The 16,236-nt window shown below is 71.7% G+C and carries 15 protein-coding genes; 6 read left to right on the top strand and 9 right to left on the bottom strand.

Features of this window, described 5'->3' with window-relative positions; translation table 11 throughout:
- Window positions 1-60: 60 nt before the first annotated feature.
- Window positions 61-477, bottom strand: a complete 417-nt coding sequence (locus ACFC1I_RS11990; protein ID WP_376009422.1) for a hypothetical protein — start codon at window positions 475-477, stop codon at window positions 61-63.
- 78 nt (window positions 478-555) lie between these two features.
- On the opposite strand from ACFC1I_RS11990, the gene ACFC1I_RS11985 reads away from it, so the two are divergent.
- Window positions 556-1,170, top strand: a complete 615-nt coding sequence (locus ACFC1I_RS11985) for a MerR family transcriptional regulator (protein ID WP_376009420.1) — start codon at window positions 556-558, stop codon at window positions 1,168-1,170.
- Between the two features lie 15 nt (window positions 1,171-1,185).
- On the opposite strand, the gene ACFC1I_RS11980 is transcribed toward ACFC1I_RS11985, so the two are convergent.
- Window positions 1,186-3,672 (bottom strand): ATP-dependent helicase, encoded by a 2,487-nt coding sequence (locus ACFC1I_RS11980; RefSeq protein ID WP_376009418.1) that lies wholly within the window; start codon window positions 3,670-3,672, stop codon window positions 1,186-1,188.
- A gap of 73 nt (window positions 3,673-3,745) precedes the next feature.
- Window positions 3,746-4,627 (bottom strand): CHAD domain-containing protein, encoded by an 882-nt coding sequence (locus ACFC1I_RS11975; protein WP_376009415.1) that lies wholly within the window; start codon window positions 4,625-4,627, stop codon window positions 3,746-3,748.
- 387 nt (window positions 4,628-5,014) lie between these two features.
- Here ACFC1I_RS11975 and ACFC1I_RS11970 point away from each other — a divergent pair, with 387 nt between their 5' ends.
- Window positions 5,015-5,404: a YccF domain-containing protein gene (locus tag ACFC1I_RS11970; RefSeq protein WP_376009412.1), complete on the top strand. Its 390-nt coding sequence runs from the start codon at window positions 5,015-5,017 to the stop codon at window positions 5,402-5,404.
- A 7-nt stretch (window positions 5,405-5,411) separates the two neighbouring features.
- Window positions 5,412-6,086 (top strand): GntR family transcriptional regulator, encoded by a 675-nt coding sequence (locus ACFC1I_RS11965; protein WP_376009409.1) that lies wholly within the window; start codon window positions 5,412-5,414, stop codon window positions 6,084-6,086.
- Between the two features lie 42 nt (window positions 6,087-6,128).
- Here the strand turns inward: ACFC1I_RS11965 and ACFC1I_RS11960 are convergent, their stop codons facing one another.
- Window positions 6,129-6,809, bottom strand: a complete 681-nt coding sequence (locus ACFC1I_RS11960; RefSeq protein WP_376009406.1) for a LuxR C-terminal-related transcriptional regulator — start codon at window positions 6,807-6,809, stop codon at window positions 6,129-6,131.
- Window positions 6,802-8,217 (bottom strand): PspC domain-containing protein, encoded by a 1,416-nt coding sequence (locus tag ACFC1I_RS11955; RefSeq protein WP_376009404.1) that lies wholly within the window; start codon window positions 8,215-8,217, stop codon window positions 6,802-6,804. The genes ACFC1I_RS11960 and ACFC1I_RS11955 overlap by 8 nt, the downstream gene beginning before the upstream one ends.
- A 115-nt stretch (window positions 8,218-8,332) precedes the next feature.
- Between ACFC1I_RS11955 and ACFC1I_RS11950 the strand changes: the two genes are divergently transcribed.
- Together ACFC1I_RS11950 and ACFC1I_RS11945 are read left to right on the top strand one after the other, a co-directional pair.
- A complete protein-coding gene (locus ACFC1I_RS11950) occupies window positions 8,333-10,015 on the top strand; it encodes a PspC domain-containing protein (RefSeq protein WP_376009401.1) in 1,683 nt (560 codons plus the stop codon).
- The gene (locus tag ACFC1I_RS11945; RefSeq protein ID WP_376009398.1) at window positions 10,012-10,374 is read left to right on the top strand and encodes a hypothetical protein; all 363 of its coding nucleotides are present in this window, start codon (window positions 10,012-10,014) and stop codon (window positions 10,372-10,374) included. Before ACFC1I_RS11950 ends, ACFC1I_RS11945 begins: the two co-directional genes overlap by 4 nt.
- A gap of 124 nt (window positions 10,375-10,498) precedes the next feature.
- Here the strand turns inward: ACFC1I_RS11945 and ACFC1I_RS11940 are convergent, their stop codons facing one another.
- The 3 genes from ACFC1I_RS11940 to ACFC1I_RS11930 form a co-directional block, all read right to left on the bottom strand.
- Window positions 10,499-11,017 carry a hypothetical protein gene (locus ACFC1I_RS11940; RefSeq protein ID WP_376009395.1) on the bottom strand — a complete coding sequence of 173 codons (519 nt, stop codon included), beginning with the start codon at window positions 11,015-11,017 and terminating at the stop codon, window positions 10,499-10,501.
- Window positions 11,018-11,109: 92 nt separating this feature from the next.
- Window positions 11,110-14,142 (bottom strand): hypothetical protein, encoded by a 3,033-nt coding sequence (locus ACFC1I_RS11935; protein ID WP_376009392.1) that lies wholly within the window; start codon window positions 14,140-14,142, stop codon window positions 11,110-11,112.
- 40 nt (window positions 14,143-14,182) lie between these two features.
- Entirely contained in the window at window positions 14,183-14,929 is a 747-nt protein-coding gene (locus tag ACFC1I_RS11930; RefSeq protein ID WP_376009389.1) for an EAL domain-containing protein, read from the bottom strand.
- 160 nt (window positions 14,930-15,089) lie between these two features.
- Between ACFC1I_RS11930 and ACFC1I_RS11925 the strand changes: the two genes are divergently transcribed.
- Window positions 15,090-15,434: a hypothetical protein gene (locus ACFC1I_RS11925; protein WP_376009387.1), complete on the top strand. Its 345-nt coding sequence runs from the start codon at window positions 15,090-15,092 to the stop codon at window positions 15,432-15,434.
- Window positions 15,435-15,459: 25 nt separating this feature from the next.
- Here the strand turns inward: ACFC1I_RS11925 and ACFC1I_RS11920 are convergent, their stop codons facing one another.
- Window positions 15,460-15,903 (bottom strand): MarR family winged helix-turn-helix transcriptional regulator, encoded by a 444-nt coding sequence (locus tag ACFC1I_RS11920; protein ID WP_376009385.1) that lies wholly within the window; start codon window positions 15,901-15,903, stop codon window positions 15,460-15,462.
- Between the last annotated feature and the right edge of the window lie 333 nt (window positions 15,904-16,236).

The following is a 16,236-nucleotide window of genomic DNA, read 5'->3' as shown; positions in this document are numbered from 1 at the left end:
CGACCCGGTCGCATCCAGCCTGAATGGTGAACACTCGGCGACGAGCCGCCCCAGAGCTGCTCAGCCCAGCGCTGAGACCCCTGCGACGATCACGCCGATACCGACGGCGAGCAGGGACGCGGCGAGCACCACGACTCCCGCCCACAGAAGTGCGATCGCGCGGCCGGGCCGCTGCGGGTCGCGCCCCAGCACCGACAGGAAGAACCCGCCAGGGATGAGGAGCGCGCTCGCGAGCACGCCGACCGACGCCCACTGCCACGGCACGGGCACGCCGACCGCCGACACGAGCAGCAGGCTCACGAGTCCGAGGATCACGAGCACGCCGGCGTGAGCGTGCCCGGCGCGGAAGAACGTCTTCTGCAGCCCGTTGAACGGCAGACCGCGCGTCGCGATCCGCAGCAGGAAGGTGCCGCCCGACATGATGCCGATGACGGTGAGGATCGTCGCGCCCGCGACGATCGTGAGGGTCGGGTCCATCGTGGCCTCCGTTGGATAGTTACGCTCTCCAATATTGGATAGCTATAGTATCCAAAGTCAAGACCCAGGGGGCGAGCGATGAAGATCTCGGAGCTGTCGGAGCGCAGCGGCGTGCCCGTCGCGACGGTGAAGTTCTACATCCGCGAGGGCATGCTCCCGCGCGGCGAGGCGGTCTCGACGACGCGGGCGGAGTACGGCGACGAGCACCTGGCTCGCCTCAAGCTCATCGCGGCGCTGGCCGACGTGCGCGGGCTTCCGCTGTCTCGGGTGCGTGACGTGCTCGCGCTGATCGACGCCCCCGACGACGACCCGATCGCCACTTTGGGGCGCGCGGTCGGGGCCCTTCCGCCGTATGTCGGGGCCGGCCGCGACGACTACCCCCTCGCCCGGGCCGCCATCGCCGAGCTGGGCCTCACGTACGACCCCGATTTCACCGCGGTCGCGCAGCTCGACGAGGCCCTGCGCGCACTGGAGGCGGCGGGGTTGGATGCTGCGCCCCCCGTGCTCCGCCGCTACAGCGGCGCGATGCGGCAGATCGCTGCCGAAGAGCTCGCCCCGATGACCGGCATGACGCGCGCCGAGGCGGTGCCGTACGCGGTGCTCGGCACCGCGCTCTACGAGCCCGTGATGCTGGCCCTGCGCCGCCTGGCCCACCACCACCTGCTCGTCGAGGGCGGCACCCCCAAGGGATGAGCGCTCCCGGCTCGGTCAGAGCTTCGTGATGGGGGCGATCTTGATCAGCAGCTTCTTCGGTCCGGCCGTGTCGAAGCGCACGTGCGCGACGCGCTTCGCGCCCTCACCCGTCACCGCGTCGACGCGGCCCTCGCCGAAGTCGTCGTGACGGATGCGGTCGCCCGGCACCAGTTCCATGTCGCCGTTGTCGCGCACCTTCGCGGGGATCTTGTTCGCGAAGCGCTCGAGGTTGCCGCTCGGCTCGCGGCGCGCGAGCGGCACGAGGTCGTCGCCGTACCGGCGGCCACCGCCGGATCCTCCGAACCCGGAGCCCGACCCCGAACCACGCCGCGCGTTGAGCGCCCGCGACTGCGTGCCGCCGCGTGAGTTCACATCGCCCGGCGACTGGCGCCAGTGCAGCAGCTCCGACGGGATCTCCTGCAGGAACCGGCTCGGCATCGCGACCGTCACCTCGCCGAACTGCGCGCGGGTCATCGCGAGGGAGAGGTACAGGCGCTTGCGCGCGCGGGTGATGCCGACGTAGAACAGCCGCCGCTCCTCCTGCGGCCCGCCCGGCTCCCCCGCCGAGATCCGGTGCGGGATGAGGTCCTCCTCGACGCCCGTGACGAACACGGCGTCGTACTCGAGGCCCTTGGCGGTGTGCAGCGTCATGAGCGACACCGAGCCCGAGGCGTCCTCGAGGTCGTCGGCATCCGACACCAGAGCGACCTCGGTGAGGAAGTCGAGCAGCGTGCCCTCGGGGTTGTTGCGCGCGAACTCGCGGGCGACGGCGACCATCTCGTCGAGGTTCTCGATGCGCGCCTCGTCCTGCGCGTCTTTGCTGGCGCGCAGCGCGTCGTAGTACCCGCTCTTGTTGAGCAGCAGCGACAGGCCTTCGGCGACCGCGGTCGGCGGCGCGAGTTCCCCCGACGCCGGGAGCATGATCTCGGATGCCTCGGCCAGCACCGCGTCGAGATGCGCGACGGCCGCCTGGATCTTGGGGCCGACGCCCAGCGCCGACGCGTTCGCGAGCGCGTCTCGGAACGTGATCTGCTGGTCGGCCGCGTACCGCGAGATCGTCTCGATCGTGACGTCGCCGATGCCGCGGCGCGGCCGGTTGATGATGCGGCGCATCGCCATCTCGTCGGCCGGGTTCGCGACCGCGACGAGGTAGGCGAGGGCGTCCTTGATCTCGGCGCGCTCGTAGAACTTGGTGCCGCCCATGATCTTGTAGGGCAGGGCCGAGCGGATGAAGATCTCTTCCAGCGCACGCGACTGCGAGTTGGTGCGATAGAACACGGCGACCTGCGAGTAGTCCACGCCGGCGCGGCGCAGCCGCTCGATCTCGTCGGCGACGAACTGCGCCTCGTCGTGCTGCGAGTAGCCGGTGAAGCCGACGATCTGCTCGCCTTCGCCGACGTCGGTCCACAGCTTCTTGTCTTTGCGGTCGAAGTTGTGGCCGATGACGGCGTTCGCGGCCGACAGGATGTTCTGCGTCGAGCGGTAGTTCTGCTCGAGCAGCACGACCTTGGCGCCCGGGTAGTCCTTCTCGAACTCGCTGATGTTGCGGATGTCGGCGCCGCGGAACGCGTAGATCGACTGGTCCGAGTCTCCGACGACGGTGAGCGACGCGCCCTCTTCGGCGGCGGGCTCGGCCTCGAAGATCATCATGCCGCCCGACCCGGCCAGGGGCGCAGCATCCGATCCCGGAGGCCTGGTCAGCTCGTGGATCAGTGCGTACTGCGCGTGGTTGGTGTCTTGATACTCGTCTACCAGCACATGCCGGAACCGGCGCCGGTACACGTCGGCGACCTGCGGGAACGCGCGGAACAGGAACACCGTCTGCCCGATGAGGTCGTCGAAGTCGAACGCGTTCGCCTTCTGCAGTTCCCGCTGGTACGCGCCGAACAGCTCGACGAACACCCGCTCGGCAGGGTCGGACATGTTGGCCGTGCGGGCGTAGGACTCCGCATCCGCCAGCTCGTTCTTGAGCCGCGAGATCTTGGACTGCGTGGCCGCCGGCGTCAGCCCGAACGCGTCGGCCTCGTGCTCTTTGACGAGGCGCTTGATGAGCGCGCGCGAGTCGCCCGAGTCGTAGATCGTGAAGGACTTGGTGAAGCCGAACTGCTCGGCCTCGCGCCGGAGGATCCGCACGCACGCGGAGTGGAACGTCGAGATCCACATGCCCCGCGACGAGTCGCCCACGAGGTGCTCGACGCGCTCGCGCATCTCGCCCGCGGCCTTGTTGGTGAACGTGATCGCGAGGATCTGGCTCGGCCACGCCTCGCGGCTGCGCAGCAGCGACGCGATGCGCCGCGTCAGCACGCTGGTCTTGCCGGAGCCCGCGCCCGCGACGATGAGCAGGGCCTGCCCGCGGTACGTCACGGCCTCCCGCTGCTGCGGGTTGAGCCCTTCGAGCAGGTCCTCGTCGGGGCGGGCGCCGGCGAACGGCTCGGCCCTTCCGTCGAGAACGATGGGGCGTACTGATGCCGCGCCCGGCGCGGCCGCGGAGGCGTCGGTCATATCCCTTCAAGTCTAGGCGGGCGCGCCGACACCGTCCGGGCGGACCTCCGCTCCGGGGGATGGATGCTGCGCCTCACGGCAGCCGCGACGCAGCGGCCTCGACCCGGCTCAGGGCCGACGGCACTTCGTCGAGCCGTTCCTGCGCCTCGTCGCGCAGCAGGTCGGCGATCGTCCCGTACGCGTCCGACGGCTCGCCCGCCCGGCCGGCCAGGGCGCCCTCGTGCGTCACGCGCTCCGCGAGCAGCATCGCGTCGCGGTGCGCGCCCAGCGCGTCATGCACGTCGTCGCCCGCGTCGGCGAGCGCCTCGACCTGCTTCGCGAACAGGCCCGGTGCGGCGTCGGCGACGGCCTCGGCGACGTACCGCAGCCGCCGCGCTGCCTTGCGCAGCTCGTGGTACCTCTCGTCCGAACCGTCGAGGCGGTCCTCGGCCTTCTCGACCCGCTGCGCCTGCTTCGCCAGCACGGCCGCGATCACGTCGGCCGCGGGTCGCTCCGGTTCCGCGACCACCACCGGATCGGCGAACGTGCGCAGCAGCCGCGTGCGCTCCTCCGACCGCGGCGAGCGCGCGAGCTCGACGAGCCGCGCGTGCGCGGTGGGATAGGCCTCCCGCTCGCTCTCGACGAGCCGGTGCAGCACGTCCGGGTCGCCGATCTCGGCGCGCTCCAGCAGCTGCTCCGCGACGTCGGCCCGCACCTCGATGTCGCGGACGACCCCGAGCTCGCGCCCCCACGACGCGTAGGCGACCCGCAGCCGTTCGGCCGCCCGGGTGTCGAGCTCGTCGCGGAAACCGCCGAGCACACTGCGCAGGCGCCGCACCCGCACCCGGTGCTGGTGCACGCCGTCGGGCTCGTCGGCCAGCGCAGCAGCGGCGGTGTCTTCGACCTCGGCCGCGGCCCGGCGCACGATCTCGCCGACCACGTCCCCGACGGTGGGAGTCTTCGGCGACCTGCGCATCCCCCGAGCCTAGGGAGGCACCGCCCCGCCTACCAGGGGCCCGGCTGGCCCGGGCCCGCGGATCCGCGCCGGGGCGCAGCATCCACCCCCGTCCAACAGGTCAACCGCGCCTTCACAGGACCGAAACGCGACCTCCGGTCCTGCAGAACCCCGGTTGACCTGTCGAAGAGGCGGGGGCTGCCCGAGCCCAGCCCGCGCCCGCGGGTCCGCGCCGGGGCGCAGCATCCACCCCCGCCCAACAGGTCAACCGCGCCTCCACAGGACCGAAACGCGACCTCCGGTCCTGCAGAACCCCGGTTGACCTGTCGAAGAGGCGGGGGGCTGGCCGGGAAGATGCGGCGACTGACCGGAGCGCGCGCTCGCGCGCGAGTGGGCATGATGGATGCCATGCGCACCGTCCTCAACATCATCTGGCTCGTGCTGTCGGGCTTCTGGATGTTCCTCGGCTACCTGCTCGCGGGGGTGGTGCTGTGCATTCTGATCCTGACGATCCCGTGGGGCATCGCGTCGTTCCGCATCGGCCTGTACGCGCTCTGGCCCTTCGGCCGCACGATCGTCGACAAGCCCACCTCGGGGGTCGGGTCGTTCCTCGGCAACGTCGTCTGGGTGATCCTCGCCGGCTGGTGGCTCGCGATCGGCCACATCGTGACCGGCATCCTGCTGTGCGTCACGATCATCGGCATCCCGCTCGGCATCGCGAGCTTCAAGATGGTCCCGATCTCGCTCATGCCGCTCGGCAAGGTCATCGTCGACAGCCGCACGCTGCAGCCGGTCTGATCCGCCGATGACCCCGCCCACCGACGCCGCCTCCACGATCGGCGCGACGCATCAGCCGCTGCGCGAACGCGTGCGCGACCTGATCCGCGATCGCATCGTGCGCGGCGATCTCCAGCCCGGCGACCGCCTCGTCGAGCGCGTGCTCGCCGAGGAGATGGGCGTGTCACGGGTGCCGGTGCGCGAGGCGCTCACACTGCTCAAGGGCGAGGGGTTCGTGCAGGAGGTGCCGCGCCGCGGCGCCATCGTCACGGTGCTCGCGAAGGACGACGTCGACGACCTCTTCGACGTGCGCGTCGCCCTCGACGTGCAGTGCGCGCGGCTCGCGAGCGCCCGCGCGACCGAGGACGAGCTCCACACGCTCCGGGCCCTCGCCGACGACGCCGACGCTGCACTGGCGCGGGGCGACCTCGAGCGGGTCGCCGAGCTCAACCAGGCCTTCCACGACGCCCTCCCGCGCATGGCGCACAACCGCATCCTCGCCGCGACGCTCGAGCCTCTCGAGGGGCGGCTGCACTGGGTGCTGCGCCAGAACCGCTCCCCCGGGATCCTGCTGGCCGAGCACCGCGAGCTCGTCGAGGCGCTCGCGAGTCGCGACGCCGACGCGGCCGCCGCCGCAGCGCTCCGCCACGTGAACACGAGCCGCGCGCTCTGCCACGAGATCATGTTCGGCGCCGAGGGCTGACACGTCGCGGGAGGTGGATGCTGCGGCCCGCAGCATCCTGAATCACAGAAGCCTGCGCGCCGACGCCCAGGCCGTCAGCTCATACCGTGACGAGAGCTGCAGCTTGCGCAGCACCGCCGAGACGTGCGATTCGACCGTCTTCATGGAGATGAAGAGCTCGGCGGCGACCTCCTTGTAGGCGTAGCCGCGGGCGATGAGGCGCATCACCTCCTGCTCGCGCGTCGAGAGGCGGTCGAGCTCGTCGTTGGTCGTGGCGGTCTCGCCGACGGCGGCGCCGAAGGCGTCGAGCACGAAGCCGGCGAGGCGGGGCGAGAACACGGCGTCGCCGCCGGCGACCGCGTGCACCGCGCGACTGACCTCGGCACCTGACGAGCCCTTCGTGATGTACCCGCGAGCGCCGGCGCGGATGACCCGCACGACGTCCTCGGCCGCATCCGACACGCTCAGCGCGAGGAAGCGGGTGGCCGGCACCGACGGCCCTGCCCCGCGGATCACCGCTTCGCCCCCAGCGGCGTCAGGGCCCGAGGCCGCACCCGCCCCAGCCGGCAGGTGCACGTCGAGCAGCACGACGTCGGGCGCGGTGGCCTCGATGATCGCCACGGCAGAGGCCGCGTCGGCCGCCTCGCCGACGACGTCGATCGTCGCGTCGAGATCGGCGCGCAGGCCGGAGCGGAAGATCGAGTGGTCGTCGACGATAACGACGCGCACGGTGCTCTCAGCCACGACCGACCTCCCGGGAAAGTGCGGACCCGCTCTCGGACGACGCCGTCGCGAACCGCAGATGAACCTCGGTGCCGCCGCTCGCGCCGCGCCGGATCGTCGCCGACCCGCCCGCGCGACGCATGCGGCCGAGGATGGACTGACGGATGCCGAGCCTGTCGTCGGGGATGTCGTCGAGGTCGAATCCGGGGCCGCGGTCGCGCACGTACACATCGACGGCGTTCGCGTTGCCCTCGATGTACACCGAGACCTCTCCCCCGGCGTGGCGGGCGGCGTTCAGCATCGCCTCTCGTGAGGCCGCGGCGACCTCACCGCTCGCCCGCTCGGCCGGAAGCCCGGCCGAGACCACGTCGATCCGCACCGGGAAGTCGAGCTCGAGCGCGGCGGCGTAGTCGCGCAGGTCGGTGGCCAGGTCGCTGTCGGCCGGGGCGTCGCCGTCGTAGAGCCACGCCCGCAGCTCGCGCTCCTGCGCGCGGGCGAGGCGGGCCACCTCGGTCGAGGCGCCCGCGCGGTTCTGGATGAGCGCGAGCGTCTGCAGCACCGAGTCGTGGAGGTGCGCGGCCATCTCGGCGCGCTGCTCCTCGCGGATGCGCCGCACCCGCTCGCCCGAGAGCTCGCGCCAGCGGTCGACGAGGATCGACGAGTACACGAGCACGATGCCCGCGATCGGCACGAGCGCGATCAGGAACCCCGCGACCCCGGTCTGCCGCAGCGCCGAGAGCTGCGCCAGGAGCAGCAGCACGAGCGCCGCGGTCACGACGAGCCGCACGACGTTCTCGTGGCGCGGACCGCGCGCCGGATCGTGGCGGTCGACGAGCGTCGCCCAGGCACCGGCTGCCACGGCGAGCGCCGTCGCGAGTGCCACGCCTCCCACCCAACCGGGCAGCGACGACCACACCACGCCGTTGGCGCCGAACACGGCGATCGCCCCCACGGTCAGGAGCACCACCGTGATCGCGGCGCACGCGAGCAGCCACGCCACGGGCGCGCGGCGCGTCGGAGCATCGTGCGGGCCTGCGGCCGCAGCATCCGCTGTCCGTCCGTCGGTCGCGTCGCTCGCGCGGTCGGATTCCGGGATGATGGGCGGGCGCGGGTCGTCCCAGGGCACGAACGCCCAGAGCCAGGCATACAGCAGCGCGCCCGCGAGCCACACGAAGGTCAGCGCGACGAACGCGGCCCGCACGACCCACAACGGCCAGCCGAGGTGGCGGGCGAGCCCGGCCGAGACGCCCGAGACGGCGCAGTCCCGGGGGCGGCTGAGCGCCGGGCGGGGCGGGCGGGCCGGGGCGTGCAACGGCGGGGATGGATGCTGCGCCTGGGGCCGTGCCGGTCGCTCCGGGTGCGTCGCGCTCGGCGCCGACTCCCACCCCACGCCCGCGGCGACAGACGTCGGCGGCGTGGAGGAGGGCATGCCGACAATCCAACCATCGCCGACCGCCCCCGACCACGATCCCGGCCAGGGATCAGGGTCGCGTCAGGGGTTCACCCCATAGCGGGCCCCTCGCCGCGGCCGACAGGGTGGAACCATGACCGACACGACCACCGCTCCCCCCGCCGATCCGGGCCCGCCGCCGACCGCCCCTCCCGGGCTGCCGACGGGGTCGGACCGGTTCTTCTCGTGGGTGGAGGGCCTCGGCGTCGTGCGCGCCGACGGCTGGCTCGGCGGCGTGTGCGGCGGCCTCGCGGCGCGCCTGCGGATCGACCCGATCATCGTGCGCGGCATCTTCGTCGTGGTGGCGCTGTTCGGCTTCCCGGCGCTCCTCGTCTACGCGATCGCGTGGGCCCTGCTGCCCGACACGAGCGGGCGCATCCACCTGCGCGAGCTCTTCCGCGGCCGTTACGACGCCGCGATGACGGGCGTCTTCATCCTCGCGGTCGTCGGGTTCGTGCCCGTCGTGCCGTGGCTGCGCAACATCCTGATGTGGCCGCTGTGGGCTCTCACCGGCTTCGCGCCGTGGGCGTGGGACGGCGGCCCGTCGATCTGGGACCTCACGACGCCCCTGGGCGGCTTCGGCGTCCTCCTCGTCGTCGCGATCATCGGCGGCGGCATCTTCTTCCTCGTCCGGGCGGCTCAGGCCGGCCGGCCCTCCCGGACGGGCGCGCCGATGGCTTCCGCGCAGCCCGACCCGGCCGCGTCCGATTCGGGCGACGCGGCCTCTCCCCTCGCGGCCGACGCCGCGGGCATCGCGGATCCGGCCGGTCGGGCGCCGGCCGGATCCGCGACAGGATCGGAGACGGTCCCCGCTCCCACTCCAGACGCCGCTGGCGCGTCGCCCGGAGCCTCTGGGGGCGGGGGCCCAGCCGGGCCCGCAGGCGCTGCGCCGGCCCCCTACGGCAGCGATGCCGAAGTCGCGGACTGGCGTGCGCGCCAGGAGGAGTGGCGGGTGCAGAACGACGCGTGGCGCCGCAGCCAGCAGGATGCCTCCCGCGCCGCCCGCGAGCAGGCGCGTCAAGAGCGGCACGCCCACGGCGCCGCGTTCGCCCTGGAGGCTGAGGAGCGCCGCCGCGTGCGCCGCGCCACCCGGCCGCGCACCAGCTTCGTGTTCGTGATCACGGCACTCGGCGCCGCCGTCGTCGCCGGTGCGCTGGCGGTGCTGATCGCACTGGGCGACCCGGCACTGACCGGGTTCGCGGCCGCGATCGGCATCCTGTCCGCCGCGATCGTCGTGAGCCTCGCGATGGTGGTCGCCGGCATCGCGCGTCGCCGCAGCGGCTTCCTCACTGCTGTCGCGATCGTCCTCGTGGTCATCGGCATCGTGACGGCCATCGCCTCAGGCCCGCGCAGCTTCGTGCTCGGCAACGTCGGTCTCGGCACGAGCACCGTCCCCACCACGATCGTGCAGCCCTTCGGCAGCACCGACATCAGAGTGCTGCCCCTCTCCGAAGACGAGAACGTCGACGCCGGCACCATCACGATCCGCAAGAGCACCGGTGTCACCTACATCACGGTGACCCCGGGAACCGCGGTGGAGATCGAGGCGCGGCTGGGTGCCGGCCGGGTGGAGGTGCAGCGCCTCGACCCGCAGTCGAACATCGTCGAGGACGTGCCCGTGACGTTGACCCCGGGCGAGGACGGAACGTCGGAGTGGTCGTGGTTCGCGCGCAACACCGCGGCGGTCAGCGACCCCGTCACCCGCCAGAAGATCGTGCTGGAGCAGGGACTCGGCTCTGTGTACGTGACCATCCCGCAGCCGGAGGAACAGCGATGACCGACACCAACCCCACCCTCGACCTGACGCCGCCGCCGGTGATCCCTCCGTTCGAGGCCACGCCCGCCGAGCAGCCCATCACCCGCCGCGCGGCTGACGAGGCGCCGCGCACGCGCTGGGCGGCGATCATCTGGGGTCTGGCGCTCGCGGTGACGTCCGCGACGGCGCTGTGGATCACACTCGACGCGGGCCGCCGCGATGCCGTGGCGGAGTGGGTCGTCTCGCTCTCCCCGCCGGCGATCGTCGCGTCCCTCCTGCTCGCCGCGGGCGCGATCGCGCTCGTGGGGGGCCTGGTCGGCATAGCCCGTCGCCTGCAGCGCGGGCCGCGGGCCGCAGCATCCTCTCCCCCCACCACGTGACAGGTGAGCGGCAGACGACCCGAGCCCGGGCACATCCCGGACACAAGAACGCGCCGTGCGCCCGAAGGCACACGGCGCGTTCGCACCGCTCAGGCGCAGGCCGCGGGGCGACCGGCGCGCGGGATCACTCGGCGACGAGGCTGCTGCAGCCCTCGTCGCCCTCGCCGACGCACAGCACCAGGGTGGAGGCGTCGACGAGGTCCTCGGGAACCTGGAAGCTCCACACGAACGTGTAGGACTTCTCCGGCGTCATCGGCACCTCGACCGAGCGCTGCGAGACCGCGTCGGCCGAGAACGACTCGTCGTCGGTCGAGCGCAGGACGGGGGCGACGTCGACGTCCGACTGGCCGTCCTCCGACACCCACTGGGCGACGTTGACGGTGACCCACTGGTTGCCCTCGGCGGGCTCGTCCAGCGTGACGGCGGCGCTCTCGTCGGGAACGGTGCTGCTCCACACCTCGAGCTCGAGGCCGTCGGCGCCGACGCGCTCACCGGCGGCGGCGGGCTCGGTCACCGACGACTCGACGACCGAGTCGGCGGCCGACGTGGACGTCGGCTCGGAGTCGGCGGTCGACGCGCAACCGGCGAGCAGCAGGCCGGAAACGGCGGCGATGGACAGGAGTGCTGTGCTTCGTGAGCGCATGGCGATTACCTCTTCGAATCGTTTCGGGGGATGCCTCTACGCTACTCCTCGCACACGTGTGGTCCGACCACTCAGCCGTGCGCACCCCGACTTCAGGAGGGGAGGGATGCCGCTCCCCGGCGCCTCCGCCACGGCACCGCCAGCAGCAGTCCGACGACGAGCAGCGCACCGCCGAGTCCGGCGGCCGCCCACGGCGTCACGTCGGGGATCTCGAGGTACGTCGTGATGCCGAGGATGCGCGCGAGGCCCCACGGCAAGAGGCCCATCTCGTCGTTCCACAGGGTGAGCGCGGTCTCGAGACCGACGAACCCGACGACGACCGCCGGCACGAGGAGCCCCGCACCGACGGCGGCGAGCACGTACCCGGTCGCGCGCCGCGCGCGCACCTGTGCCGACAGCGCCCAGCCCGCCGCGACGAACACCCACACGAACAGTGCGAACGCGAGGCAGATGTACACGGTGCGCAGCACCGGGTCGGTCCAGAAGGCGAACCAGTATCCGCCCGGGCCCGTGAACGACAGCGCGAACAGCGTCACGATGCAGCGCAGCATCACGACCCCGCCGACGGCGGCGATCACCGGCCACGGCGAGCGCTCCCACACGAAGACCCGCAGCACGAGGGCGAACACGACCCAGGCGCCGATGATGACGGCGAGGTGCGTCCACGACAGGAACGACGTCTGCACGGCGCGCGTCGCGATCAGGAGGCCCGCGGGCACGATGAGCAGCAGCCACCGGTCGAGCTCGAGCATGCCGAGCGTCGACTCGCGCGCCCGCCAGGGCCGCGTCGACGCGATCCACGTCGCACGGGCCGCGGCGGCGCCGGGCTTCGCGACCAGGCGCGTGCGCGCGGCGAACATGCCGATCACGACCCAGGCCAGGGCGAGCACGAGCAGCACGCGGGCGACCCACGCCATGGGCTGGTCGCGCACCGCGCGCTCGACGCCGAGCTGCGCGGCGGTGAGGTTGAACGCGGGATAGTCGAGGTTGCCCTCGTAGGTCGCGAGGTGCGCGGCCGCACGCTCCTCGTACGCGATGCGGTCGGCGTCCCACTGGGCGTGCGCCTCGGGCGAGAGGGTGTCGTGCCATTCGCCCTGGTGCAGGATCATCGCGCGGTACGACTCGAGGAGGCGCAGGGTGTCGAGCTCGTAGTCCAGCGTGTCGACGAACGCGGTCCGGATCTCGCGCGAGCGCCAGGTCGAGGCATCCGACTCCGAAACGAGATCGCGCATCTGCTCGACCGCGACGACCGCCTCGGCACCGTCGCCGATCGCAGCCTCGACCCCCGCCGGCCCGCTGTCGCGGACGATCGAGTACAGCACGTCGAGCACGGCGGAGTCGCCGGTGAGGATGTCCCACTCGAAGATCCACATCATGGGCGGCGGCTCGAGGCCGATCGCGAACACCCGCTTGTCGGCGAACTGTGGCACGTACATGCCCTGCGCGATCGCGTCCCGCGAGTGCGTCATCGCCTCGACGATCGCCTCGACGGTGGCGGGGTCCTCCGAGAAGTACTCGCGCGCCCACGCCGCTGTGATGCCCGCGACATCGGCGTCGGGGTCGACCGCGAGCGCGCCGGCGAGCCGCGTGTTCAGCTCGTACAGCTGCCAGAAGCCCGACTTCAGGTACAGGCTCATGGGTCCGGCGCGCCACGGGCCGCCGTCCTGGGTCCAGACCCACACGCCCTCGACCTGGTCGTTCGCGGCGAGCAGCTGTTGCAGCGCCCACTGGTACTGCGGCCCGAGGTCGTTGGGGAACGCGCCGAAGTTCTCGAACTCGCGCCGGCTCTGGAACTCGACGATGCGCCGCTGCGCGCCCTGCTCGAGGGTGTCGTTGAGCGGCAGCCACGTGTAGAAGTCGCCGAGCGTGTACTTGGTCGACACGATGAGCGCGGGCGAGTCGAGACGTGCGAGCACCGCCTCGTACGACGCACTGTTCGTGTGCATGTCGCCGACCGCGCCGACACCGACCGACCACGTGCGGAAGATGACTTCGCGATCGGATGCCTCGGCCTGCCCCGTGAAGGCCTCGAGCATCGTGCGCACGGCGTCGACCGAGGTCACCTCGAGCGCGGAGTAGTAGTCCCAGCCGCCCACGTCGTACACGGGCCCCGCCTCGCCGATGCGGATGAGCACGCCGTCGAGCGCCGGCACCGCGTCGTAGAGCTCGTCGAGGCCGGCGGTGTAGACCTTCCACAGGTCGGGGTTCTCGGTGTCGAGCGAGCCGAACCGGTCGGTGAGGTACTGCTCGAGCGGACCGGTGAGGGCGAGCATGTCTGTGCGCAGGAACACCTTCATGCCGAGCTCGTCGGCGCGCTCCCAGAACGGCGCGTACGCCTCGCGGAGCGCCAGCGCCTTGTCGCGGTGGTCGTCGCCGTCGGCATAGACCGGGCCGTCGGGGGCGTCGTCGAACGTGACGTACTCGACGAACCCGGGGAACGCAACGGCGTTGAACCCGTTCGCGAGCGAGTGCCGCAGGAACCCGTCGAAGTCCTCGAACGCGGCGGCGAGCGCGGTCTCATCGACGTACGGCGGCTCGGGCTGCATGACCGCCGCGAACGCCTTCGACGCGTGCGAGTAGTCGTCGCCCGACTCCCATTCGGCGGGATCCGGGATCACGCCGACCGCGCCGAGGTCTGTCATGCGCAGCGGCAGGCGCGACGCCTCGTGCGCTCCGAGCAGGTCGGTGAGGGGCGCCGCCGCGCGCACCTGGTCACTGAGGTCGTAGATGCCGCGGGTCGCGCCGTCCTCGTTGCCCGCGCGGACGACCAGGGCGCCGGCGTCTCCTTCGAGCGTGTACGCATCATCCGTCGCGACGAGCGTCGGGTCGATTCTCACCGTCAGCACGGCATCGCCGGAGGTTCCGGATGCTGCGGCCGCAGCATCCGTCAGCTCCTCCAGTGCGACCGACACGCGCTCGGTGTCGGGGGCGTCGAAGGTGAAGGAAGGCGGCAGGACGGGCTCGGCGACCTCGGGGACGACGGGGGCCGCCGGCTCCATCTGGGCCGAGGGTTCGGTGCGGATGCCGAGCGCGTCGCCGACGGCGAACGCGACCCCGGCGCCGAGCGCCAGCAGGATGATGGCGGTGAGGACAGCGAGGATGCCTCGCCGTCGCGCCGTCGTCATCTCTCGATCCTAGATCCGCCGCCCTCTTCTCGAAGACGGACTATGGGAGCACGATCTCGGAGTCCGGCTGACGGATGAGGAACCCCTGCGCACGATCGCAGCCCAGCGCCACGGCGACGTCGAGATGGGTGAGGGTCTCGATCCCCCCGGCCACGACCCGCAGGCCATGGGCGTGCGCGACCTCGACCTCGTGCCGGAGCGGCGCGAGGTCGTCGCGCTCGGCCGCCCGCACGAGGTGACCGGGGACCTTCACCTCGGTCAGCGGCAGGCTCTGCCATTGCTCCCGCGCGAGAGAGCCCCCGCCGTAGCCGTCCAGCGAGATCTCCACCCCGGCCTCGCGGAGTGCGCGCAGCTGCGGCAGCAATGCACCGTCGTCGACCGGCCGTGCGGCCTGCGTCAGCTCGAGCACGAGCGACGCGGGAGGCAGCGCCCGCCGCGTGAGTTCGGAGGCGACATGCGGGACGAACGCCGGATCCTCGAACTGCCGCGGCGAGACGTTGACGGCGACCGCCCACTCCCGGCCCGTCTCGCGCCACTCGGCGAGGGTGTCGAGACACTCGTCGAGCATGCGGCGCCCGAGCGCATGGATCACCCCGCTGCGCTCGGCGACGCCAATCATGGTCGCGGGATCGATGTCGCCGCGCTGTGGGTGCCGCCAGCGGCAGAGCGCCTCCGCGCCCACGATCGATCCGCTCTCGAGCGACACCTGGGGCTGATAGACGGCGAAGATCTCGGGAGTACGCACCGCGGACGCGAGATCATCCGCGAGGTCGTCGGTGACGGGCATCCTTCAAGTCAGCCGCGTCGGCCCCGCGATCGCAAGCGCGGGCAGCCGGAGCCGCGATCGGCTAGAGTACGACGCTCGCGAGCCGCCCGCCGCCGCTCTTCAGCGACAGATGCCCCGATCTCTATACTTTTCACGTCGCAGATGTAGGGAGAGGGTCGCGATGGCGTTTCGGAATCTGGAGACGTTGGAGTCTTGGCTCGCCGAGTACCGGGCGCAGGGCGGGCCCCTGGCCGACTCGGCGCGGGTGATCGTGCAGGACGGTGACGGCGGGGCGAACACGGGCCTGGTGTTCTTCGGTCTGGGCCACGCGCCGACCGGCGTGTTCATCCAGCCGGCGACGAAGGATGCGACCGGATGGGTCGCGACCATGGAGCCCCGCGAAGACGACCTCGTGCTCGACGCGGCGGGGGTGCTCGCACTGTCGGCGGAGCTGGCCGCGGTCGCCGACCTCTGCGCCTTCCTCGAGGCGAAGTCGCGGGCGTATCAGGGCATCGACGTCGCCTGAACGGCGGGTCGCCACCCGAGGCGCGTCAGTCGCGTCGGGCGCCCACGGTCGCCGCGGTCAGGGCCGCGAGCAGTGCGGCCGAGTCGCCGACCCGGGTCTGATCGGCCGCGTCGACCGCGACGTCGAAGTCATCGTCGAACCGGTTGAGGGCCGACCACGGATCTTCGGCGATATCGATCGTGGCGGTGATGCGGTTCACCCGCCTGTCGAACGGGTCGACCTCGCGCCGTACGAGGGAGCGGCTGACGAGCCGATCGATCAGCGTCGTCACGCCGGCCGAGGTGATGCCGAGGTACTCTCGCAGCGCCGTCGGCCGTGTTCCCGGATTGCCGACGACGAACAACAGGGCGCGCGCATCCGTGTCCGTGATGCCGAGGCTGGCGCGCGCGGTGACCATCGCCGCGTTGCGCGCATCGAGGTACCGACGCAGCGCCACCCCGAGGGTCAGCGCCGGTGTGTCGTTCGCCATGCCGCCATTCTCCCCCAGTCGCTTCGAGATCAGAATAGTCAGTTGCCAAAAATTTAAGATACTTACCTAACTCAGTGAAGCATCGACTAGACTGAACCCACCCGAAGGCGTGACGTCGTTTCCCCGTTCATCGCCCCCACCGCCTCGAATTCAGAAGCCAGGAGGCCACCGTGACCAACGGAAATGCCCCGACCGGATGCCGCGTCCTGACGCCGCCGCGCGCGACAGGCGTGACGTGCTAGATGTGATGTCCAGGGACGTTGTTTCGGGGATTCGTCTTTGAGGTGCTGACAGGCGAAGGCCTCCCGGGTGTGAAGTGGAGCTGTTCAAGGA

The organism is Microbacterium sp. NPDC056044, assembly GCF_042267145.1.
Lineage (GTDB): Bacteria > Actinomycetota > Actinomycetes > Actinomycetales > Microbacteriaceae > Microbacterium.
This window is presented reverse-complemented; position numbering and strand designations above follow the sequence as displayed.